Source organism: Bacillus sp. ISL-51 (genome assembly GCF_018613535.1).
Taxonomy (GTDB): Bacteria; Bacillota; Bacilli; order Bacillales; family Bacillaceae; genus Bacillus.
On the sequence record NZ_JAGGQB010000012.1, the window covers coordinates 46,596 to 67,064 of the forward strand.

Sequence of the window (20,469 nt, forward strand, 5' to 3'; positions counted from 1 at the left end):
CAATATAGCTTTATGATACAAAAAGAAACCTGACAGCATAGTGTCAGGTTTCATATCTTTTTTTCATCTCTTGAATTGTTTCTTTTACCTGTTCGCGAATATGGAGGGGAGAAAGAATTTCAATCTCTTTTCCAAATTGGAGTAAAAAACCGATCAGCCACTGATTTTCAGGAAGTGAAATAACGGCACGGCAGTTTCCCTCTTTGTCAAAATGAAAAACATCATATCCGAACCATTCGCCGAGCCGCTGCCGTGCCCCTGGATGAACAAGAAGCTCCAGACGGGCTGCCTTATCCTTACGATACCACTCAGCATCCCATGGCAGAGTATCCAGCTGAATGTCTTTTCGTTCAAACGTTATCGTCTGTACGGCCAATGTTTTCATCCGGCTCAGCTTAAAAAAGCGAAAATCCTGTTTTGCTAAGCAATACGCGTACAAATACCATCGTCCGGTTTTACAGACCAATGTATATGGCTCAGCCTGTCTTTCCAATGTTTCACCTTTTGCATTCGTATAAATAAATGTAACGGTTAACGTTTGGTCAATCGCACTGCTGATAAGCTTATGCAGCTTTTTTTGATCATTCGTATGCCCCCATGGCGTCATATCAAAAAACCATTTTTCCGTTTTACGTTTAAATTCCGCTTCGTTTTGTACAGGCACAAGCTGCTGGATTTTTTGGATAGCCGCGCTGGAAGCGTCCGGCTCATATACGGAAGAAACGCTTTTGAGAGCAGAAGTAATTACGGCAAGCTCCTCTTCCTTCAGCCATTCTCGTTCCAATCGGTACATTTCCGCCATTTGAATGCCGCCTCCAAAGCCCTGTGACGTGATGATGGGAATCCCCACTCTGCTTATGGCGTCTATATCGCGGTAAATCGTTCTCACGGAAACTTCGAACATCTCGGCTAATTCTGCGGCCTGAACTTGTTTTTTGCTGATTAATAGCACAACGATGGCTAACAAACGTTCTAGTTTCATATAAGCACCTTCTGAATATTTCAAATTTTACGTTTCTTTAGCTACACGGGCGCATCTATTATGCAAAAAAAATGAAAAAGCATATGGTGATAAGACGGGTGTTTGCTGGCTGCAGCAGTACAGCCTGCAAATAAATCAGACTACTAAAAACAGACGGATAAGCATACACTACTCAACGGAGGGGGATTCACACCATGCATATCACACTTCAAAGCATCTGCCCTGTCTTAATGATTGCCTTTTTTCTGTATAAAAAGGTGAAACGGTCCGTCGGATTTCAGCCATTGAAACCCCGCTGGCTTTATACGAGAATGATTCTTTTTTCTTTGCTTGCTGCTGCCCTGGCTTTTTTCAGCATGAAGCATCCGTTTCTGTACGGCCATCTCCTATTCGGCACGTTCTGCGGATGGCTTTTGGTTCTTTTCGCCAAACGAAATATTTCTTTTGAAGAGCGGCGCGGAAAAATGTATTTTCGCACTCATCTATGGATTGAACTTATTCTATTAACTTTATTTCTATCGAGATTTGTATATCGGGTTGTTGAAATCTATCGTGTCACATCGGATTTCACCCGTCCGGAAGCATACAGCCAGACGGTCGGAGCCGATCCGCTTACAATCAGCATCTTTTGTTTCATTGCTGTTTATTATAGCGGATTCTCCTTTTATGTATTAAAAACAAGCAGAGATGAATCGAATAAAAGTCAATACGGCTGACATCCCTGCCCAAAAGCAAGGATGTCTTTTTTTAATCATGCCGGGTGTGATGAATCATTTGCTGAAGCACGTCTAAGACGTGTTCATCTTCTGGGGAATAATAAATCGATGTGCCTTCTCTCCGCGATTTGACAAGGCGCAGATTTTTCAAAAAACGCAGCTGGTGAGAGACCGTAGATTGCAGTAAATTCAGCTTTTCTGCGATGCCGTTGACAGCGTGTTCTCCTTGTGACAGCAAATGAAGGATTCTGATTCTCGTCGGATCAGACAGAGCCTTAAAGGTCTGGGCTACCAAAAATAATGTCTCCTCATCCAGATCTTCAGCCGGGTCATTTATTTGATCGGATTCGTGAAATTCAGTCATATACCTCACCTTTCTCTTCTCATTAGCCCAATTATACCAAATGTCAAATGACACAGACAGACTGCATGCAGACCTATAGGCCTGTTATTTTAAATTTATGTTTCAAATACAGGTTTCCGCTTGGTTTCACGTATTGTTCTGTGTCATAATGAAAAAGTCATAACGCTCCTGAAATTGAGGGTGAAACACAGTGAAGAAAAAGAAAAAAGGCTGTTTCGCTGCCGCGGGTCTTATGGTGATATGTGTTTTTGTCATGGTTTCCTTTTTTCTCATCCTGCTATTTTCAAATAATGAATTGCTCAAAAGCCTGCCGTTTGACGTCAAACCGATCGTGCTTGAACGATTAACAGACTACAAACCGCTTGTGGAAGATGAGCTGGATGAAAAGGGGCTCACCAAATATACATCGCTCGTTCTCGGCATGATATATCAAGAGTCAAAAGGAAGAGGAAATGATCCCATGCAGTCTTCAGAATCTTTGGGTTTAAAGCGCAATGAGATTAAAAACCCTCAAACCAGTATCAAACAAGGAATCAAACAATTTACTCTCATGTACAAAACAGGCAAGAAAAAAGGCGTAGATTTGGATACGATTATTCAAAGCTATAACATGGGAGCCGGCTATATTGATTTTGTGGCTGAACATGGAGGATCGCATACTGAGGAACTGGCAAAACAATACTCCGAGCAGCAGGTCAAAAAAAATCCTGAACTTTATACTTGCGGAGGGAACAAAAACAATTTCCGTTATCCCTACTGCTACGGTGATTACACGTACGCAGAAAAAGTAAAAGCAAAAACAAAAACAGTTGAACAATCTTTAAATGTTGCAGCATTTGAAACGCTGGAAGAGTAAAAGGCACCCTGAACGAGAGGGAGCCTTTTTCAATAGAAAAAAAGCCGTAACGGTACGGCTTTTTAATAATAAGGCGATATCATTAAATACACAATGACACCTGTCAGACTGACATACAGCCAAAGCGGCATCGTCCATCTGGCGATTTTTTTGTGGCGCTCCACCTGCATGCTGAATCCCCTGATCAGGGTAAACAGCGCAAGCGGCACAATGATGGCAGAAAGACAAATATGCGTGATCAGAATAAAGAAATAAATCCCGCGAATAATGCCGTGGCCGCCGAATAATGTATTTTCCGCAATCGAATGATACACCACATAGCAGATCAAAAATAGCAAAGTCGTCGTAAACGCCGCCAAAATAAAGCGTTTATGCGCTTTAATGTTCTTTTGCTTAATCATAAAGAGCGCTGCCAGCAAAAAGATAAAAGTAAAGCTGTTAAAAATCGCATTTAACATCGGTAAAATATGAATATTCGCAATGCTGTAATGATTCCCCTTCGGCATAAAAAACAGCACTGCAATTAATCCGTTGATCAAAACGGTCAATGTCAGCACGATTCCAGTATAATTTTTAGATTTATTTTCTGTATGGTTCATCTTATGACCTCTCCCATTTTACTGACTATCCAAATGGTATGGGAAATCGGGCTTGATGTCAACGGTTTCGCCTGCTTCGTCAGAAATTAGACAAACTTAAGCCCTAAAAGACCGGGTTCTTACAAACCCGGTCTTTCGTCACGTTATGCTTCCTTTAATAAATCCTCGATCACCTTATGTTCATTCTCATTTAGGAGGTTTTTTTGAATTTTCATATCAATAGGCTTGTTCATATTCTGATCCAGAATATCAGCCGTTTCCTTATCGCCGGCGATAACGAGGCGTTCCCATTTGTTTGCCGCCGCCTTTTGATCGAGATTTGAAGCCAATCGTTTATACAGTCTGTTTTGGTTTTCTTCAATATGGGCTTTTGCGGCATCCTCTTCCATTGAACCGGTACTGCCGCTTATGGCTGACGGCTTCCACGTTTTATGAATGACGTCATATTCATAATGCTCCACCCCTTCTATCTTTCCGAGTACGGTTTCTATGATCTTCACTTCATTTTGCTGTGTGAGAATAAAAGCAGTGCTCGGATATTGTTCACGCAGCTCTTCTAATTGATCAAGCACGGCCATTTCTTCCCAATAAAATCTCGTTTCAACCGGAACCTGTAATTCAATCGTTTCCCATATGCCGCTTTGCCCCGATGCAAAAAATACAAGGCTGCGCGGAATCTCTTTACCGAGTCCCTCGATATATTGATAGACGCTTTCCATCATGCGGCTGAGACATTTTTCTTCCTCCGGATCACTGGCTGATAAATACTCTTTTAATCTCCGGAAACCGCTTTTTAAAGCGATCTTCCACTCTCCCCCCTGCTGATCGGGGTTTCTCATATCTGTATTCACGTATAAGGAGAGTATTTTATCCGGCGATTCTAACCTTACATACTTCAACTTGCTGATGAGTGAATCAATTGCCATTGTTATTCCTCCTCTTTACGTCGTTCACTGTTCCTTTCCCTTTGATCCTTCTTAAAAACGTCATTTGACAAACGGAAGGGAAACTTTTCAAAAAAAGTTTTTGAAAAAGCTATTTACAAACCAATTCACCTTCCACTACAATGGATACTTGTGTTTAACATAGCTGTTTTGTTCTATGAAAGGAGTATGATTTTGTTTACTGCAGAAGAAAAAGACCGAAAAGAGTTAGAAAAAGAGCTTCATAAGCTTGAATTCCAAATCTTCAGAATGCGGGAAAATCTGAAGGATGTATCCAAAGATGCGCGAGTGCTTGGTATTGATCAATCGAAAAATGACGATTGGATCATTGTTTCCTCGATTGATGATGGCCAAACATGTAAAATTATGCTGACAGATTGTGAATCAGCCTACAGAGGAAGAGGCTGCTTTTCGCTTGTCGCCTCCTATTATGAAAATGCCATTCATATTGGGGATATTAAAGGCCCGCCGAATTACGGCTATGGCTCGATTTGTATGAAATTTTTAAAACATATTGCAAGAGAACAGAATATCCCGAAAGTAACGGGCGATATTGCCAAGCGGGATTGGGATCATGTCGACAGGCTCGTTCATTTTTATGAAAAACATCAGTTTGATGTCTGGATTGACAGCGATACGCAATCAGGCGGCATTAAATGGGTCGACCTTTAAAAAAACGATAGAGGAATCTTCCGAAATATGGTGTAATAGATAGAACCATGTAAGGAGGGTTCTTTCTTGTACGCAAAAAAGCTGCAAAAGGGAGATCAGATTCGGATCGTGTCTCCCGCTCAAAGCATGTCCGTTATGTCAGAAGAACAAATAAATGCCGCAAAAACGAAAATTGAACAGCTGGGTTTCCGCGTATCATTTTCAGAACACGCAAAGGAAACAAATGAATGTAATTCATCTTCAATTGAATCACGCGTTCAGGATCTTCACGATGCTTTTTTCGATCCTGACGTTAAAGCTATTTTGACGACACTCGGCGGTTTCCAATCCAATCAGCTTCTCCGCTATCTCGATTATGAAAAAATAAAACAGCATCCGAAAATTTTGTGCGGTTATTCCGATATTACCGCTCTCAGCCACGCAATTTTTCAAAAAACCGGGCTTGTCACTTATTCCGGCCCTCATTTTTCAACGTTTGCCATGAAGAAAGGTTTGGACTATACGATTGATTATTTTTTGGCCTGCTGCGCAGCAGACAAACCGTATGAAGTGCTTGCTTCAAACACATGGAGTGACGATAAATGGTATCTTGATCAAGATGATCGGCGCTTTCATCCCAATCCGGGCCCTCTCGTCATACAGCCGGGTTATGCGGAAGGAACTCTGTTCGGCGGCAATCTTTGTACGCTGAATTTGCTTCAGGGCACTGAATACTTTCCTGAGATGAAACAAGTGGTTCTGTTTATCGAAGATGATTACATGTCTGATGTGAATATGTTTGACCGTGATCTCCAATCGATGATACATCTTCCCGCTTTTTCGGCTGTAAAGGGAATCGTCATCGGGCGTTTCCAAAAAGCTTCACATGTGTCTGAAAAGGCATTACGGGCCGTTATTCAGACAAAAGAAGAACTGTCATCCATGCCCGTCATCGCGAACGCTGATTTTGGCCATACCTCACCGATTATGACATTTCCGGTCGGCGGAACATGCCGGATAGACGCGGCTTCGGACGGCGCACGGATTTGGATTGAAGAGCATTGATACAAAAGGCGGGAAGAACTCCCGTCTTTTTAAAGTTAGTTCTCCATTTTTAGACTGATGTTTCCGTCAGGAGCTATTAACACTAAAATCTTTGCCCCTTCATGAAAACAGCTGAGCTCATCTTTGCGTACAGCTTGTGTAAATTCTCTTTTATATTGTGAGCCATCCCTTTTCGTAACAGTTAAAATAATCGAAAACTCAGGATCACCATTAATAGATACGCCTGTTTGCCTGATCGATTGTATGATGCCGGATGCCTGCTCACCGCTTCTTCTTCCCCTTTCAAGCACCTGAAACATCCTGACAGCCGGCATAGACAATCCGATCACCAGCAAAATGGCGGCTCCTCCATACATGCCGGTTTTAAAGACTCCCGATTCCATAAAACTGCTCCAGGCGAACAAAAGCTCTAAAACCACCCGCCCTCCGGCGGCCATTTCGATTCCCATTCCCTATTTCCCTCCGTTAAAAAGTTGCTTCGCAAACAAATCCGAAGAGCACATATTTCTTTTTTAGCATATAACGATTACTCACAGATAAAAAAGGGAAGAAAAAAAGGACACGAAGCATTTTGCTAAGTGTCCCTTACTCTCTATATAAACTAGTCTAATACTTTAACATTTACTGTTCTGACGCCCCAGTTATTAGCGTCACTTTTCTTTGCAACAAATACATCAATTTTGTTTCCTTTAATTGCGCCGCCGGTATCTGCTGCCGTTGCTACTCCGTAACCTTCAACATAAACCTTGGAGCCAAGCGGAATCACTTTAGGATCAACCGCAATGACTTTTGCGTCAGGGTTTTTGTTTAAGTCTACACCGGTTGCCGTTACACCGGAAATGCCGCCGTCGTTAGCGGAATAAGCAGTTGCAGTCATTGTCAGCTGCTTTTTAGACTCTTGGTTATCTGTATTTGATTGAACAGGCTGTTGTTCTGTTTGGACAGCCTTCGCTTCTTGTTTAGGTTGTTGTTTTTGGACAGGTGCCTGTTTAGGCTGCTGCGTTTGAACAGCTTCTTGTTTTGGCTGTTCTGTCTGCACAGCTTGCTTTTGTTCAGCTTTCGGCTGGCTGGCTTGAGCCGGTTGTGCAGCTTGCGCCTGACCTTTTACTTTTAGTGTTGTACCTGAGTAAATGATATCTGATTGCAAGTTATTCAAGCTTTTCAGATTGTTTACTGACGTTCCGAATTTCTGAGCAATTTTCCAGAGGCTGTCCCCCTCTTTCACTGTGTACTGCCCAGATGTGGTTGTTTCTACTGAAGAAATAGTCAGTTTTTCTCCTGCCATGATTAAATCAGAAGATAACTGATTCCATTCTTTTAGGTCCTTTAGGTTCACTCCGTTTTTTTGTGAGATTCCCCAGAGCGTATCACCCTTTTGCACCGTGATTTCTTTTGCAGAAGCGTGAGCTCCGAATGCAGTTGTTGAAAGTGCGGCAACTGCGACAAAGGACATAATCGTCTTCTTCATAAGTAAATCCTCCCTTGTTAGCTTTTTATTGGCGGCTAACAGGTGATATCGTAACATATGAAAATGTCAGTTCAATAACAAAACGATTTGATTTAGATTACAGTTCCTTTACATGAAACATTTCTCTCGCTTGGTAAGACTTGCTTAACCCTTGATATAACAAGGTTTTTCAAGCCTGTTATGTTTTTGTCCCGAGAAGAAAACCCAATGTGCAAATCTCTAAAAAAATCTTTTTTTATTCTGTTTCTCTTGCATAATTTCGGATTTCTTCTAAAAAAAGCGCTCCGTATTTTAATCTTTTTTGTTCTCCTACTCCTTTTACAGAAAGAAGATCATTTTCCGTTTCCGGCTGTTTTGCCGACATTTCTTTTAACGTCTGGTCGGAGAAAACAACAAATGGAGGCACACCTTGATCTGCCGCAATATCTTTACGGAGACGGCGCAGACGCTCAAATAATTCATCATTTTCTGTAATGGCGGCCGCCTGCAGGGCTTCTTTTCTGGAAACCGCTTCTTTTCCAAGCAGGACGTGTCTGCCTTTTTCGGTTACGAGAAGCGTAGGAAAGGTGCCGTCAGCCATTCTGATATACTCATCAGAAATGAGGAATTCAATAAAATCACTGATTTCCGATACGGATTGATGCTTCATAATGCCGTAAGTTGACAGGCTGCTAAAGCCGGTCTCCAGCACTTTTTTATTTTTTGAACCTGCAAGCACTTGGGCAACCATCGTTTTTCCGAAGCGTTCATTCATTCTGATGATGCACGACAGCACCATTTGCGCTTCTTTTGTGACGTCATGCGCGGCCCTTGTATCGGTACAATTGCCGCAGGCCCCGCAAGCTTCTGCCTCCTTCTCGCCGAAATACTTCAGGATAAAACGCTGCAGGCAATCTTCCGTATGGCAGTAATCCACCATCTGTCTCAGTTTTTTGAGATCTTGTTTTTGTTTCTCTTCACCGGCGGTTGATTGGTCGATTAAAAACCGCTGCACCATAATATCCTGCGGCGAGAACAGGAGAACGCACTCACTGTCAAGTCCGTCGCGGCCCGCTCTTCCCGCTTCTTGATAGTAGCTTTCCATGTCTTTTGGAATTTGGCCGTGCAGGACGAATCTGATGTTGGACTTGTCAATTCCCATTCCGAATGCCGATGTAGCGACCATCACTTGGAGCTGGTCGTTAAGAAATTGCTCCTGCTGCTCTTTTCTGACATCATCCGCCAATCCTCCGTGATAACGGCCGGCATTGATTCCGTTTCGTTTTAATTTTTCATATATACGGTCAGCTTCTTTTCTTGTGGCTGTATAAATAATACCGGCTTCGCGTTTATTTCTCTCCAGATATTGCTCGATAAAACGGTCTTTATTTTCACCCTTTACTACTTTAAAGGTTAAATTCTCCCTGGAAAAACCGGTATATACGGTATGCGCCTTATCAATATGAAGCTGTTTGCAAATGTCGTCATGAACTTCCGGTGTAGCTGTAGCCGTTAATGCTATGATAACAGGCGGCTCTTTTAATTCTCTAAAAAGAATTTCTATATTTCGATAGCTCGGCCTGAAATCATGGCCCCATTGCGAAATACAGTGGGCTTCGTCAATCGCGACTAGCGGAACTGTGATATTCTGCAAAATATGAATGAATTCAGGAGAGGTTAAGCGCTCCGGCGTTATATAAAAAAGCCGATAAGCCCCTTCTTTCAGCCTGTTTAAACGATCGTGAATGTCGCGGCCCGTTTGCGTGCTGTTAATATAAGCTGCTGCGATCCCCGCTTCTTCAAGCGCATCAACTTGGTCTTTCATTAAGGATATAAGAGGAGAAATAACGATAGTGGTGCCTTCAAACAGCAATGCGGGAATCTGATAGCAAATTGATTTTCCGCCGCCTGTCGGCATGATGCAGACCGTATTTTGTTTATCCTCTGTCACTGCTTGTATCGCCTGTTTTTGGCCCGCCCGCAAACTTTCGTAGCCGAAATAGTGTGCCAGAAGAGATTCGGCTTTATCCAGCATATCTTGTAAAACCTCGCTTTTCTTCGTTTTCTCTCATCTTATCATAAATAGAGAGGTCAGTTGCTGAGATTGCTATAATCAAAATGTTGATAAAAATAAAAAAGCCATTTCCAAAAGGAAATGGCTTTCGCTACGTATTGCCGTACGTAAGTAAGAAAGTTTTAAACCACCACTCCTCAAAGTGGGTGTTTGCAGAAACGTTCCTGTCGTCCTCTCGCAATGGAGGCATGACATTCCGGCTTCGATATAAAACTCCCTATTACAGCTTAAAGGTTAAAACTTAATTAACAATACGAACAATGTAGCTTCTTTTATATCCTACACTATCAGGCGCATTTTAGCAAGGGGGCTGATCTTTGCACAGAAAAACTTTTTTCTGAGTAAATAACACTTTTTTCGCTATAAAAACTGATTTTCCAACAAAAAATCAGTATATCGGTATAAGATCAGACCGAGATTTGTCACCAGTTTCTTCTATAATATATGCGAAAAAAAGCCCTTACACCCGTATGAGGGTGTAAGGGCTTTACCGCATTAAAATTTAGCAGCAAGATCTTTCGCTTCTTGTAATCCTTTTTCAATGATCGCTTGAGCATTGTCAGGTGCTGCGTTATGGCCTTCGATGACAACAGTGTGCAGATCTTGGACTCCCCAGAAGCCGAGAACGGTTTTCATGAAGTTTAATGACATTTCAAGAGATGCCATCGGGCCTTCTGAATATACGCCTCCGCGTGCGTTTAAGAGCACTGCTTTTTTATCTCCCATCAAACCTTTAGGTCCTTCAGGAGTGTATGTGAATGTTACGCCTGCGCGAGACAGGTAATCAACATAAGTATGAAGCACAGCAGGTACTGTGAAGTTCCAAAGCGGGAATGCAAATACAACTTTATCAGCTTTGACAAACTGGTTTAGATAAATGTCAGCTGTTGATGCTTGTTTTTTCTCTTCGTCTGTCATTTCCATTCCTTGAGCCGCTTTATATGTTCCGTTAATCATATCTCTTCCAAGGTAAGGAAGGTTTTCTTTATGAAGATCAAGTTCAATCACTTCATCATTCGGATTGTTTTCTTTATAAGCAGCTAAAAACGCTTCATATAATTTTACTGATACGCCTTCTTCAGCTGTACGGTCACTTGATTTAACAAATAATACTTGAGACATTTTATTTCCTCCCGGTAATCTTTTTATATTTACTTACAAATAGTATGTTACTTTCTTTTTTATATAAAGTCAATCAATTTATTTTGAATATGAGATTTTTTTACGAAAAAAAAACAGGCACTAATGAATGTGCCTGCTTTAGCGGTTACTGTGAATCCTGCTCCCGATCCAAGATTTCGTATGTTTGGGAGCTTTTTTGGTCAACGGTTTCTTTATTTGAAAGATCCTTCACCTGTTGATGAAACTCTCTCTCATAAGACGGGGCATCAGTCTTGAGATCACCCTCCGCCTCTTCCTGCGCTTCGACTGTCCTTCTGGCGTACGGGACAGCTTCCAGCCTTTCATAAGGGATTTCCTTTCCCGTTTTTTCGCATATGCCGTATGTTCCCTTTTCCATTCGTTCGAGAGCGGCATTTACCTCATCTAAAAGATTCTGATCCACTTCATTTAAGGTTTGATTTGTGACCCTGTCCAGATAGATGCTGCCATGATCAGCTAAATGATTATCTACGCCGTTTGAGAGTTCTCCCGTGTCTTCACTCATTGATTGATCTTCCTTTGACTCGCCTTGGAGCCCTTCTTTTAAATCGATTAATTTATGATAAAGGCGGTCTCGTTGTTCGTTTGACAATGACACATTCATCATCTCCTTTTTCGTCTCTTTTCCGGCTGCCATAGTCTTTTCATACCCGTGAAAAAGGAGGCTGAAACACTATACATTAATGCTTTCCTGCCCTAATGGTGACATTTGGCGTTTTGTTTTCTGCCGCTCTTTGTTCTTTTAAATGATTTTTCTGATGTTTGTCCTGAAATTCTTCAGCATCAGCTTTTTCCAGCTGCTTATCCGGCGTATGGTAAGTCGCACCTATATTTAAGATACCGCTCAGTTCGTTAATACTGAGCCTTTCGAAATCGATATTGTATTCAACCTTGTCCACTTTGACGTGTTCGATATGGACATACGTTTTTTCTCCTTCTATCATTTGCGGATCAGCATGGCATTTATCCTCAAGCTCATCAAGCTGTTTTTCTAATTTCTCAAGGCGTTCTAATTCTTCTTCGCATATTTTTTTGACCAACTTTTTTATCATTTTTTTCAAAGAAAATCACTTCTTTCCCTGTTCACTCTTGGAAAGTTCTATGTCCTTCTCATCATGAATATATAAACATGGTATACAACAGAGGGGGTGAATTATGATGTTTTTTCCATCCGTTATCAATTTAGAAAACACAAAAATTAACAGTATCAGCGGCGGAGCGACTTTTACTACAGGCTCTTCCATGATGATAAGACGAACAGCTGTCAGCAAAAGAAATGAGGGATATGGTGAACAGAGCGGAGATTGCGTTGTCACAGTGATCCCTATTCTTAGTATCAATGATTATGATCAATTAGACAGCACCGCTAAGAAGACTAACCTTCGATAATAATGGGGCTTGCATTTCCTGTATGTTTATCTATCGAAATATATAAAATCCCGTCTTTAAATACCGCCTGCATTCCCTTGTTTCCCTGAACAGAATGCGGAAGGTCAAGCTTCTTTTCAAAATCGCCGTATTTTCCGGTCTTCTGTTTAAAATCCTGTTCATTAAAAAAGGACTTCCTGGTGCCTTTCACTAAAATATATTCCCCATATGATAATAACTGAACATCTTGTTTTCTGTATCCGGGCAGGTATAGCAAATATTGCAGCTCATCATGGGTTTCAACAATATCTATAATAGGGAAATCATCCTCATTTCTTCTCATTTGCTGGTCTCCCTGCTGAAAAGGAAAATGTGAATGACCGCTTTGAAAAGATTTTATTTGCTCTTCATCGAAGACTGTTTTCCAAAAGTCGCCGCCGGACATGTTTTGCGCCATTTCCATCCATTGCTTCATCTTATCAAAGTCCATTTTTATCCTCCCTGTCTTAGCATACGGTAAAAAAAGACGGCATACACCTGTATTAAAGGAGGTTTGCCTGTGGTTCATCCAACTCCATATATCAATATTAATATTTTCATGTTGAAAATTAATTCCTTTGAAAATGCTTCAGCGGTTAATGTCGGACAGAATTTGCTGGCAGAATGGCAAAATTCAGATAAAAAGAATCAAGGTTACGGACAAAATTTCGGGGATGCAAGCGGATTTTTTGGAACAAACGGCAAAGTAGATGACCGCGACCAAATTGACTCACCTTCTTCATTTGAATCAACACCAGCCAACATACCTGCTGGAAAAGGAGGCCCATTATGATGTTTTCGCCGGCTTTGGTGAATGTAGGCGGATTTAAAGTAAATGCAATGGACCGGGGTTCTTCCGTCACGATTGGACCATATCAGCAAATTGACTATTTTTTATCGAATAAGATTAATTACGGGTTCGGTGAGGAGAACGGAGATTTGGCACCAATTTATATTCCGATCAGTTCAATTGTTGATCCAGATCTCATTGATTCAACTTCTGCCAAAACAAGTATCGTGTAATAAAAAAGCCATCCGAATGTGAATTCGGATGGCTTTTTATGTGAAAATTATTTGCATAAATGCTTTGTCAGCACGGCTTGAACTTCGCTTAAATCCGTATCCTTTGCAAATTCTAATTCAAAGGTCTTGCTTCTTGTCATCAATAAAAGTCCGGTATCCGGATCAAACATGCCGGCCTCTTGGATGGCAAAGCTTTCAATCGTTTTATATGGAAGAAATACGCGGACCTTCTTTTTAGAAAACATTTTATTATCAAAGAAAATGATCCGTTTATTTGTGAAGCAAATCTGGTCAACCCGGAGCTTATAGATTGATTCTATTCTTTCCCCCTCAACGAGCAAAGCCTCAAGCTTCTTTGTGTCAGTTGATCTGCTAACAGAAAAAATTCCCAATGAAGAACCCCACTTTCTGCTTCTATCTATTGTATTATCACGTTTCCCATAAAAAAAATAAGTTCTTTTTCCCTATATAAGAATACGACATAGACGGCATTTAAACCATTACGAACAGATTACATTTTTAGAACACGCTAATAAATGGAACCTTTTCCGCTCAGGAGATGCTGTTATAATGTAGTACGTGTAAGCAGGCGGGAAAGTTTCAGAATGAAGGATCTTTTTTTCGAAAAGTCAGTTTTTTACGTTTTTTCCTTTCTTCTTTCTTTATTTCCCTTTTTCTCAGGAAAAGCCCATAAAAAAACCGCGGCTTCTGAAATGCCGCGGTTTTCCTCATATTTCATCCCGATCCGTATCTTCAATTGTTCCTTCTTTATAGGTATCTGAGATTTGTTCAAGCGTGACGTCCGTGCCTTCTGCCGGATGCACTTGTTCTGTCTGATCTGTTGTTTCGTTCTTACTGCCGTACTCTGATTTTTTCATTTTGCAGCCATCCTTTATGTGTAGTCTTTCTTTAGTATGGCTCGGGCAGCATGAATTCATTCGGTTTTAGATTTCTTCGAAGTATTCTTTATAAAATCCCCCGACCTTATTTGTATTATCAACGACAAAAATGAATTCTTCTGTCTCATTTTTGACTTCATACTCTTTTCCCGGCGTCAACACCCGGTTGACAATGTATTTTTTTGCATCGGTATGTACGCATTTGACTTTTTTTACGGTTTCTTTCGTCCGCCAATTGTTATGAATCATGTAAAAAACTCCTTTTCTGATCGATAAGCTTATTGTAGCCGTTTTTTCTTGTGAATTGCAATAACGGTTATCAATTGATTTTATAAGGCGCTGTATTATAGAATGACTGTATGCGCTTACTCTGCGCGGACATCAAGATGCTCAAAACAGACCATAAAAAAATTCGGGAGGTTTGTTACGAATGAGTTCTTTAACGATGCAGATCACAAAAAGGCTGGAAACATTTTTGCAAGGAACGAAGAAGCTTTACATTGACGGAAAGTTTGTCCCAAGTGCTTCAGGATCAACCTTTGTTACACCGAATCCGGCAACCGGCGAGACGCTGATGACTTTGTATGAAGCACAGGCAGAGGATGTCGACAGTGCAGTCAAAGCGGCACGCAAAGCCTTTGATCACGGCGAATGGCGCACAATGCCGGCCGCTTCCAGAAGCAGGCTGATGTATAAGCTGGCTGACTTAATGGAAGAGCACCAAACTGAACTCGCGCAGCTTGAAACACTTGATAACGGAAAACCGATTAATGAAACGACAAACGGAGATATCCCGCTGGCGATAGAGCATATGCGCTACTATGCCGGCTGGTCCACAAAAATAACCGGGCAGACGATCCCTGTCGCAGGCTCCTATTTTAATTACACCCGCCATGAACCCGTAGGCGTCGTCGGTCAAATCATTCCCTGGAATTTCCCTCTGCTTATGGCAATGTGGAAAATGGGCGCCGCCCTTGCCACAGGCTGCACGATCGTATTAAAACCAGCAGAGCAGACACCGCTGACAGCTTTGTATTTAGCGGAGTTAATTGATCAGGCCGGATTCCCTGACGGCGTCATCAATATTGTCCCGGGCTTCGGAGAGACTGCCGGAGAAGCGCTCACTAACCATGACGATGTCGATAAGCTCGCTTTTACGGGCTCTACAGAAATCGGCAAAAAAATTATGGAAAAGGCCGCAAAAACCATTAAACGCGTAACGCTTGAGCTTGGCGGAAAATCGCCTAATATCATGTTGCCTGACGCCAATTTTAAAAAAGCGATCCCGGGCGCGTTAAACGGCGTTATGTTTAATCAAGGCCAAGTATGCTGCGCAGGCTCCCGTGTCTTTATCCATAAAGACAAGTATGATGAGGTCGTCAGCGAAATGGTGTCTTATGCCGAATCGCTTCGCCAAGGAGCCGGTCTGCACCAAGATACGCAAATCGGCCCGCTCGTCAGCCAGGAACAGCACGAGCGTGTGCTTTCTTATATTGAAAGAGGAAAAGCTGAAGGGGCAAAAGCCGTGACAGGAGGCGGCTGTCCATTTGAAGAAGGCTATTTTGTCTCCCCGACCGTATTCGCGGACGTGGATGACAGCATGACGATTGCCAAAGAAGAAATTTTCGGACCGGTTTTGGCCGCCATCCCGTATGAATCGGTGGATGAAGTCATTGAGCGGGCCAACCGTTCAGAGTACGGCCTTGCAGCGGGGCTTTGGACAGAAAATGTAAAGCATGCCCACTACATCGCTGACCGTCTTCAAGCCGGAACCGTTTGGGTCAACTGCTATAACGTATTTGATGCGGCGTCTCCATTCGGCGGCTATAAGCAATCCGGTCTCGGACGTGAAATGGGATCATACGCATTGAATAATTATACAGAAGTGAAAAGCGTATGGATCAATCTGGAAGATTAATCTCTTTATGAATAGAAACTGCTGCCTGTCAGCAGTTTCTTTTTTTGTCATGCGGTCATGTGTATATGAATATATATGCTTCTGAAGGAGTTGAGCGAGTGTGAGCACAATTCAGGAAAAGGTCAGAAGCCGACAAAAGAAAACCATCGCCCTATTAAGAGAAAAACAAAATGCGGACGGCTCATGGTCGTTTTGTTTTGAAGGGCCGATTTTGACAAACGCCTTTTTGATCCTCCTTCTCACCTCTCTTGATGACAAAGATAAAGAGCTGATCGCAAAGGTTGCAAAAGGCATTCGTGCTAAACAGCGCCCGGACGGGACATTCACCAACTATCCAGATGAACGGGAAGGAAATGTGACGGCAACGGTGCAAGGGTATGTCGGCATGCTGGCTTCAGGCTTATATCGCCGGTCTGATGCGCATATGGTTCAGGCAGAGCGCTTTATCATATCAAAAGGCGGCTTGCGCGACGTTCATTTCATGACAAAGTGGATGCTTGCAGCAAGCGGTCTTTATCCATGGCCTGCACTGCATCTGCCATTATCTTTCCTAGTGATTCCCCCTTCCTTTCCGCTTCACTTTTACCAGTTCAGTACATACGCGCGTATCCATTTTGTTCCGATGGCCGTGACTCTTAACAAAAGATTCACGCTGAAAAATCCCAACGTCCCTTCCCTCGGGCATTTGGACCGGCATATGACCAAAAATCCGTTTACATGGCTTCGGTCTGATCAAGAACAGGACCGAGATATGTCGTCTCTTTTGGCGCACTGGAAGCGTCTGTTACACATTCCGGCTTCTTTTCATCAGCTCGGCCTGCGGACGGCAAAAACGTATATGCTTGACCGGATTGAAGAAGACGGCACATTGTACAGTTATGCGAGCGCAACCATTTTTATGGTATTCGGCCTGCTCGCTCTCGGTGTATCACGCCACTCCCCTGTTATCCGAAAAGCGCTGACCGGCACGAAGTCCTTATTAACAACATGCGACGGAACGCCATACTTAGAAAATTCAACATCAACAGTATGGGACACGGCACTTACCAGCTATGCGCTCATCAAAAGCGGCATTTCTGAAAATGATCAGATGGTAACGTGCGCCGCCCGATTTTTACGTGAACACCAGCACACGAAAATAGCGGATTGGTCCGTTCACAATCCTCACGCGGAACCGGGAGGCTGGGGCTTTTCAAGAATCAATACGAATAATCCTGATTGTGATGATACAGCCGCCGTGCTTAAAGCCATGCCGAGAAAGCTTTATCCTGCTTCATGGGAACGCGGACTGAGCTGGCTGCTGTCGATGCAAAACAGCGACGGCGGCTTCTCCGCCTTTGAGAAAAATGTAAATCATCCGCTCATCCGGCTGCTGCCGCTTGAATCCGCAGAGGAAGCAGCTGTCGATCCTTCGACAAGCGATTTGACCGGGCGGGTGCTGCGCTGTTTAGGAGAAACAGCAGGCCTTCTTTCTGACCATCCGCAGATCGAAAAAGCGGTCCAATGGCTGATCGATCATCAAGAACAGGACGGCTCCTGGTACGGCAGATGGGGCGTTTGCTACATTTACGGCACATGGGCGGCACTAACAGGCATGAAGGCTTGCGGCGTCAGCCAAAACCACCCGTCTGTAAAAAAAGCCGTCCGCTGGCTGAAGTCGATTCAAAACGATGACGGGAGCTGGGGAGAATCGTGCAAAAGCGCCGAAGTGAAATCATATGTCCCGCTTTCCTATGGAACGGTTGCGCAAACGGCCTGGGCGCTGGAAGCCTTGCTCCAATATGAAAAACCTCACCGCCCCGCTGTCATTAAAGGCATTGATTTTCTCATTGATGCCCGCCATTACGAAGGAACACCTTTCACATATCCTGCGGGAATCGGACTGCCGAAGCAGTTTTATATCAGGTATCACAGTTACCCGTATGTGTTTTCCTTACTGACGCTCAGCAGCTTTATGAAAGCGATTGAAAAGGAGGCGGAAAAATGAAACGGCACGCTTATCAAACGGAAATGCTGAATTGGTGTGAAACACTGAAGGAACAAGTCATTCAGCAAGGGCGCTTCGATCGCTTCGCGGCTCAAATTGACCGTATTTTTCACACCCTTCAGGATGACGGATTAACAGAAGCAGAGTGGTACGAACAGGCATCAGCCCTGTACCGGGACATTACTGAGACAGAGGAGACGGAGGAGGCGGAGGAACGCAGAGCCTACGTTCCGATCGGAAAACATGTTCTGCCTCATCTGCCTTATAGCTATTCTGCACTGGAACCGTATATATCGAGAGAAATTATGAAGCTGCATCACGACAAACACCATCAGAGCTATGTTGACGGATTAAATAAAGCAGAGTTGGAACTGAAAAAAGCGAGGCAGACCAAACAGTACGATTTAATTGCCCATTGGGAACGGGAATTGGCGTTTCACGGAGCCGGCCATTATTTGCACAGTATTTTTTGGTTTTCCATGAATCCAAACGGAAAAAGGCGTCCGACAGGCGCTCTGTTTCAAATGATTGATTTATCTTTCGGAAGCTATGCCGCCTTCAAGGAGCAATTTTCTCATGCGGCCAAAAAAGTGGAAGGAGTCGGCTGGGCTATTCTTGTATGGGCGCCCCGCTCCGGACGGCTGGAGATTTTAGCCGCTGAGAAGCATCAGCTCTTCAGCCAATGGGACGTTATTCCATTGCTTCCGATTGATGTGTGGGAGCACGCCTATTATTTACAATACAAAAATGACCGGGCAGCTTATGTGGACCAATGGTGGAACGTCATTGATTGGCGCGAGGCGGAAAAGCGGTTCGAGCAGGCGCACCGCGTGATGTGGCCGCTCTATTGAAAAACCCCCGTATCGCTGACGGGGGTCTTCTTTCTGTTTAAAAAATGCCGAGCACATGCAGAAAAACAATAATGATGGCTATAGGAGACAAATATCGAATCAAAATAAGCCAGACGGCAAACCACTTCCGTTTTAAATCGGACCCGCTTTTTAATTCATCAAACAGCGCCTGCTTCGGAATTTTCAACGGTACAAAAATGGCAATCATCAGAGCGCCAAACGGCATCAGTACGTTGCTGACAAGAAAATCGGCAGCGTCAAAAATGGACAGATGAAAAATCGAAACATCACTTAATACTCCGTATGACAGCGCCGACGGCACACCGACGGCAAAAATTGCAAGGCCGCCGAGCCAAGAATATCGTTTTCTTTTTGCCGTATCGCCTTTTGACAGAACTGCCACTAAAATCTCAAGCATGGAGAAAGCAGATGTCAAAGTCGCGAATAAAAACAACAGCAAAAAGGCCAATAAAAACACAATGCCAAACGGCATTTGGTTAAAGACAGTCGGAAGCACATTAAATAAAAGCTGCGGACCTTGATCCGGCTTCAGTCCGAACGAAAATACGGCCGGAAAAATCGCAATTCCCGCCATTATGGCAACAAGAACATTTAATACCGTAACCGATACAGCGGATTGAACGAGATTTTCTTCTTTTTCTAAATAAGCACTATACGTTACCATAACGGAAACACCGACGCTTAGAGAGAAAAATGACTGCCCCATCGCATATAAAACCGTATTGGCATTCATCGCCCCGAAATCAGGCATGAAAAAGAATTTCAACCCCTCCATAGATCCGTCTAACGTGACCGAACGGATGATTAAAAGGATAAAAAGAACAAAAAGCGCAGGCATTAAAACTTGGCTCACTTTTTCGATTCCGCTGCTTACCCCTTTAGCGACGACTAAAATCGTCAGCACGATAAACAGAAGCTGGCCGAAAACCGCCGCGTAAGGGTTGGAGATAGTATTGATAAACAACGTATCAAAACCTGACGAAAGCGATAAACCGCCTGTAAAGCCTTTAAAAATGTAGATTAATATCCATCCCCCCACAACGCTGTAAAAGGATAATAGAATAAAACAAGTGATAATGCCGAGATAGCCGATCCAGTGCCACTTTTTCCCCGGCGCAAGAGCCTTATAGGACTCCACGGCATTTTTTTGTGTTTTTCTGCCGATGATAAATTCACCAAGCAAAAGCGGCAGTCCGATTAAAATCGTAAATAAAATAAAAATAAGCAGAAAAGCGCCGCCTCCGCTGGTTCCCGCTACGTAAGGGAACTTCCATATTGCGCCAAGCCCGATTGCAGAGCCGGCCGTAGCTAAAATAAATCCCAGCTTTGATGACCATTGATTAGCTTCTTTCACTTCAGCACTCCCAATTCATTCAGTATAAAGATTCATTGTAAGAATATATGTCTGAATAGTCAAGAAGATATTAGTTAACATAATATTTTTACGAACAACAAAAATTAATATTGAATTATTCAGAATATTATTTATAATAGAGTGCAGAAA

Annotated in this window: 25 protein-coding genes and 1 other RNA gene; 10 read left to right on the forward strand and 16 right to left on the reverse strand. The window is 42.9% G+C overall.

Going from position 1 to position 20,469, the window contains the following annotated elements:
• Positions 1-43: 43 nt before the first annotated feature.
• Entirely contained in the window at positions 44-982 is a 939-nt protein-coding gene (locus J7E26_RS15115; protein ID WP_214813726.1) for a helix-turn-helix transcriptional regulator, read from the reverse strand.
• Between the two features lie 194 nt (positions 983-1,176).
• Here J7E26_RS15115 and J7E26_RS15120 point away from each other — a divergent pair, with 194 nt between their 5' ends.
• Entirely contained in the window at positions 1,177-1,698 is a 522-nt protein-coding gene (locus tag J7E26_RS15120; RefSeq protein WP_214813730.1) for a CcdC protein domain-containing protein, read from the forward strand.
• Positions 1,699-1,729: 31 nt separating this feature from the next.
• Here J7E26_RS15120 and czrA read toward each other — a convergent pair whose 3' ends face one another.
• A complete protein-coding gene (gene czrA / locus J7E26_RS15125) occupies positions 1,730-2,062 on the reverse strand; it encodes a Zn(II)-responsive metalloregulatory transcriptional repressor CzrA (protein WP_061521111.1) in 333 nt (110 codons plus the stop codon).
• Positions 2,063-2,252: 190 nt separating this feature from the next.
• Here czrA and J7E26_RS15130 point away from each other — a divergent pair, with 190 nt between their 5' ends.
• Positions 2,253-2,918: a lysozyme family protein gene (locus J7E26_RS15130; protein ID WP_214813735.1), complete on the forward strand. Its 666-nt coding sequence runs from the start codon at positions 2,253-2,255 to the stop codon at positions 2,916-2,918.
• 62 nt (positions 2,919-2,980) lie between these two features.
• Here J7E26_RS15130 and J7E26_RS15135 read toward each other — a convergent pair whose 3' ends face one another.
• Complete coding sequence (locus J7E26_RS15135; protein ID WP_214813739.1) at positions 2,981-3,517, reverse strand: DUF420 domain-containing protein; 537 nt, start codon at positions 3,515-3,517, stop codon at positions 2,981-2,983.
• Between the two features lie 143 nt (positions 3,518-3,660).
• Positions 3,661-4,443: a VLRF1 family aeRF1-type release factor gene (locus J7E26_RS15140; RefSeq protein ID WP_214813742.1), complete on the reverse strand. Its 783-nt coding sequence runs from the start codon at positions 4,441-4,443 to the stop codon at positions 3,661-3,663.
• A 192-nt stretch (positions 4,444-4,635) separates the two neighbouring features.
• On the opposite strand from J7E26_RS15140, the gene J7E26_RS15145 reads away from it, so the two are divergent.
• Together J7E26_RS15145 and J7E26_RS15150 are read left to right on the forward strand one after the other, a co-directional pair.
• Positions 4,636-5,133: a hypothetical protein gene (locus J7E26_RS15145; RefSeq protein ID WP_214813745.1), complete on the forward strand. Its 498-nt coding sequence runs from the start codon at positions 4,636-4,638 to the stop codon at positions 5,131-5,133.
• Positions 5,134-5,199: 66 nt separating this feature from the next.
• Entirely contained in the window at positions 5,200-6,177 is a 978-nt protein-coding gene (locus tag J7E26_RS15150; protein WP_214813747.1) for a S66 family peptidase, read from the forward strand.
• Positions 6,178-6,212: 35 nt separating this feature from the next.
• Here J7E26_RS15150 and J7E26_RS15155 read toward each other — a convergent pair whose 3' ends face one another.
• The 7 genes from J7E26_RS15155 to gerPC all read right to left on the reverse strand — a co-directional run bounded on the left by J7E26_RS15155 (position 6,213) and on the right by gerPC (position 11,911).
• Entirely contained in the window at positions 6,213-6,626 is a 414-nt protein-coding gene (locus tag J7E26_RS15155; protein ID WP_214813750.1) for a hypothetical protein, read from the reverse strand.
• A 152-nt stretch (positions 6,627-6,778) separates the two neighbouring features.
• Positions 6,779-7,645 carry a 3D domain-containing protein gene (locus J7E26_RS15160; protein ID WP_214813759.1) on the reverse strand — a complete coding sequence of 289 codons (867 nt, stop codon included), beginning with the start codon at positions 7,643-7,645 and terminating at the stop codon, positions 6,779-6,781.
• A gap of 235 nt (positions 7,646-7,880) precedes the next feature.
• Positions 7,881-9,659 (reverse strand): DNA helicase RecQ, encoded by a 1,779-nt coding sequence (gene recQ, locus J7E26_RS15165; RefSeq protein WP_214813762.1) that lies wholly within the window; start codon positions 9,657-9,659, stop codon positions 7,881-7,883.
• A 123-nt stretch (positions 9,660-9,782) separates the two neighbouring features.
• A non-coding RNA gene (gene ssrS, locus J7E26_RS15170) (6S RNA) lies at positions 9,783-9,970 on the reverse strand.
• 223 nt (positions 9,971-10,193) lie between these two features.
• Entirely contained in the window at positions 10,194-10,820 is a 627-nt protein-coding gene (locus tag J7E26_RS15175; RefSeq protein ID WP_214813765.1) for an FMN-dependent NADH-azoreductase, read from the reverse strand.
• A 145-nt stretch (positions 10,821-10,965) separates the two neighbouring features.
• Complete coding sequence (locus J7E26_RS15180; protein ID WP_214813768.1) at positions 10,966-11,457, reverse strand: TraR/DksA family transcriptional regulator; 492 nt, start codon at positions 11,455-11,457, stop codon at positions 10,966-10,968.
• An 82-nt stretch (positions 11,458-11,539) separates the two neighbouring features.
• Positions 11,540-11,911, reverse strand: a complete 372-nt coding sequence (gerPC, locus tag J7E26_RS15185; RefSeq protein WP_251039263.1) for a spore germination protein GerPC — start codon at positions 11,909-11,911, stop codon at positions 11,540-11,542.
• A 103-nt stretch (positions 11,912-12,014) separates the two neighbouring features.
• On the opposite strand from gerPC, the gene J7E26_RS15190 reads away from it, so the two are divergent.
• Positions 12,015-12,248, forward strand: a complete 234-nt coding sequence (locus J7E26_RS15190; RefSeq protein WP_214813775.1) for a hypothetical protein — start codon at positions 12,015-12,017, stop codon at positions 12,246-12,248.
• On the opposite strand, the gene J7E26_RS15195 is transcribed toward J7E26_RS15190, so the two are convergent.
• Complete coding sequence (locus J7E26_RS15195) at positions 12,235-12,717, reverse strand: Hsp20/alpha crystallin family protein (protein ID WP_214813778.1); 483 nt, start codon at positions 12,715-12,717, stop codon at positions 12,235-12,237. The genes J7E26_RS15190 and J7E26_RS15195 overlap by 14 nt on opposite strands.
• 69 nt (positions 12,718-12,786) lie before the next feature.
• Between J7E26_RS15195 and J7E26_RS15200 the strand changes: the two genes are divergently transcribed.
• Positions 12,787-13,059 (forward strand): hypothetical protein, encoded by a 273-nt coding sequence (locus J7E26_RS15200; RefSeq protein WP_214813781.1) that lies wholly within the window; start codon positions 12,787-12,789, stop codon positions 13,057-13,059.
• On the forward strand, positions 13,056-13,289 hold the full coding sequence (locus J7E26_RS15205; protein ID WP_214813784.1) for a hypothetical protein: 234 nt from the start codon (positions 13,056-13,058) through the stop codon (positions 13,287-13,289). The genes J7E26_RS15200 and J7E26_RS15205 overlap by 4 nt, the downstream gene beginning before the upstream one ends.
• 47 nt (positions 13,290-13,336) lie before the next feature.
• On the opposite strand, the gene J7E26_RS15210 is transcribed toward J7E26_RS15205, so the two are convergent.
• The 3 genes from J7E26_RS15210 to J7E26_RS15220 all read right to left on the reverse strand — a co-directional run bounded on the left by J7E26_RS15210 (position 13,337) and on the right by J7E26_RS15220 (position 14,437).
• A complete protein-coding gene (locus J7E26_RS15210) occupies positions 13,337-13,681 on the reverse strand; it encodes a PH domain-containing protein (RefSeq protein ID WP_214813788.1) in 345 nt (114 codons plus the stop codon).
• Positions 13,682-14,017: 336 nt separating this feature from the next.
• On the reverse strand, positions 14,018-14,167 hold the full coding sequence (locus J7E26_RS15215; protein ID WP_214813791.1) for a DUF4025 domain-containing protein: 150 nt from the start codon (positions 14,165-14,167) through the stop codon (positions 14,018-14,020).
• 66 nt (positions 14,168-14,233) lie between these two features.
• Positions 14,234-14,437: a DUF6501 family protein gene (locus J7E26_RS15220; RefSeq protein ID WP_061521096.1), complete on the reverse strand. Its 204-nt coding sequence runs from the start codon at positions 14,435-14,437 to the stop codon at positions 14,234-14,236.
• A 181-nt stretch (positions 14,438-14,618) separates the two neighbouring features.
• On the opposite strand from J7E26_RS15220, the gene J7E26_RS15225 reads away from it, so the two are divergent.
• The 3 genes from J7E26_RS15225 (at position 14,619) to J7E26_RS15235 (ending at position 18,944) form a co-directional block, all read left to right on the forward strand.
• Positions 14,619-16,106 (forward strand): aldehyde dehydrogenase family protein, encoded by a 1,488-nt coding sequence (locus J7E26_RS15225; RefSeq protein WP_214813794.1) that lies wholly within the window; start codon positions 14,619-14,621, stop codon positions 16,104-16,106.
• A gap of 100 nt (positions 16,107-16,206) precedes the next feature.
• The gene (locus J7E26_RS15230) at positions 16,207-18,093 is read left to right on the forward strand and encodes a terpene cyclase/mutase family protein (protein WP_214813797.1); all 1,887 of its coding nucleotides are present in this window, start codon (positions 16,207-16,209) and stop codon (positions 18,091-18,093) included.
• Positions 18,090-18,944 carry a superoxide dismutase gene (locus J7E26_RS15235; RefSeq protein WP_214813799.1) on the forward strand — a complete coding sequence of 285 codons (855 nt, stop codon included), beginning with the start codon at positions 18,090-18,092 and terminating at the stop codon, positions 18,942-18,944. Before J7E26_RS15230 ends, J7E26_RS15235 begins: the two co-directional genes overlap by 4 nt.
• 37 nt (positions 18,945-18,981) lie before the next feature.
• Here J7E26_RS15235 and J7E26_RS15240 read toward each other — a convergent pair whose 3' ends face one another.
• Positions 18,982-20,319: a sodium-dependent transporter gene (locus J7E26_RS15240; protein ID WP_214813801.1), complete on the reverse strand. Its 1,338-nt coding sequence runs from the start codon at positions 20,317-20,319 to the stop codon at positions 18,982-18,984.
• Positions 20,320-20,469: the final 150 nt, after the last annotated feature.

Coding starts and splice junctions, on each gene's coding strand:
- J7E26_RS15235 (WP_214813799.1), top strand. CDS start 18,090: ATGAAACGGCACGCTTATCAAACGGAAATGCTGAATTGGTGTGAAACA.
- J7E26_RS15160 (WP_214813759.1), bottom strand. CDS start 7,645: ATGAAGAAGACGATTATGTCCTTTGTCGCAGTTGCCGCACTTTCAACA.
- J7E26_RS15140 (WP_214813742.1), bottom strand. CDS start 4,443: ATGGCAATTGATTCACTCATCAGCAAGTTGAAGTATGTAAGGTTAGAA.
- J7E26_RS15135 (WP_214813739.1), bottom strand. CDS start 3,517: ATGAACCATACAGAAAATAAATCTAAAAATTATACTGGAATCGTGCTG.
- J7E26_RS15175 (WP_214813765.1), bottom strand. CDS start 10,820: ATGTCTCAAGTATTATTTGTTAAATCAAGTGACCGTACAGCTGAAGAA.
- czrA (WP_061521111.1), bottom strand. CDS start 2,062: ATGACTGAATTTCACGAATCCGATCAAATAAATGACCCGGCTGAAGAT.
- J7E26_RS15115 (WP_214813726.1), bottom strand. CDS start 982: ATGAAACTAGAACGTTTGTTAGCCATCGTTGTGCTATTAATCAGCAAA.
- J7E26_RS15215 (WP_214813791.1), bottom strand. CDS start 14,167: ATGAAAAAATCAGAGTACGGCAGTAAGAACGAAACAACAGATCAGACA.
- J7E26_RS15220 (WP_061521096.1), bottom strand. CDS start 14,437: ATGATTCATAACAATTGGCGGACGAAAGAAACCGTAAAAAAAGTCAAA.
- J7E26_RS15120 (WP_214813730.1), top strand. CDS start 1,177: ATGCATATCACACTTCAAAGCATCTGCCCTGTCTTAATGATTGCCTTT.
- J7E26_RS15155 (WP_214813750.1), bottom strand. CDS start 6,626: ATGGGAATCGAAATGGCCGCCGGAGGGCGGGTGGTTTTAGAGCTTTTG.
- gerPC (WP_251039263.1), bottom strand. CDS start 11,911: ATGATAAAAAAGTTGGTCAAAAAAATATGCGAAGAAGAATTAGAACGC.
- J7E26_RS15190 (WP_214813775.1), top strand. CDS start 12,015: ATGATGTTTTTTCCATCCGTTATCAATTTAGAAAACACAAAAATTAAC.
- J7E26_RS15225 (WP_214813794.1), top strand. CDS start 14,619: ATGAGTTCTTTAACGATGCAGATCACAAAAAGGCTGGAAACATTTTTG.
- J7E26_RS15205 (WP_214813784.1), top strand. CDS start 13,056: ATGATGTTTTCGCCGGCTTTGGTGAATGTAGGCGGATTTAAAGTAAAT.
- J7E26_RS15195 (WP_214813778.1), bottom strand. CDS start 12,717: ATGGACTTTGATAAGATGAAGCAATGGATGGAAATGGCGCAAAACATG.
- recQ (WP_214813762.1), bottom strand. CDS start 9,659: ATGCTGGATAAAGCCGAATCTCTTCTGGCACACTATTTCGGCTACGAA.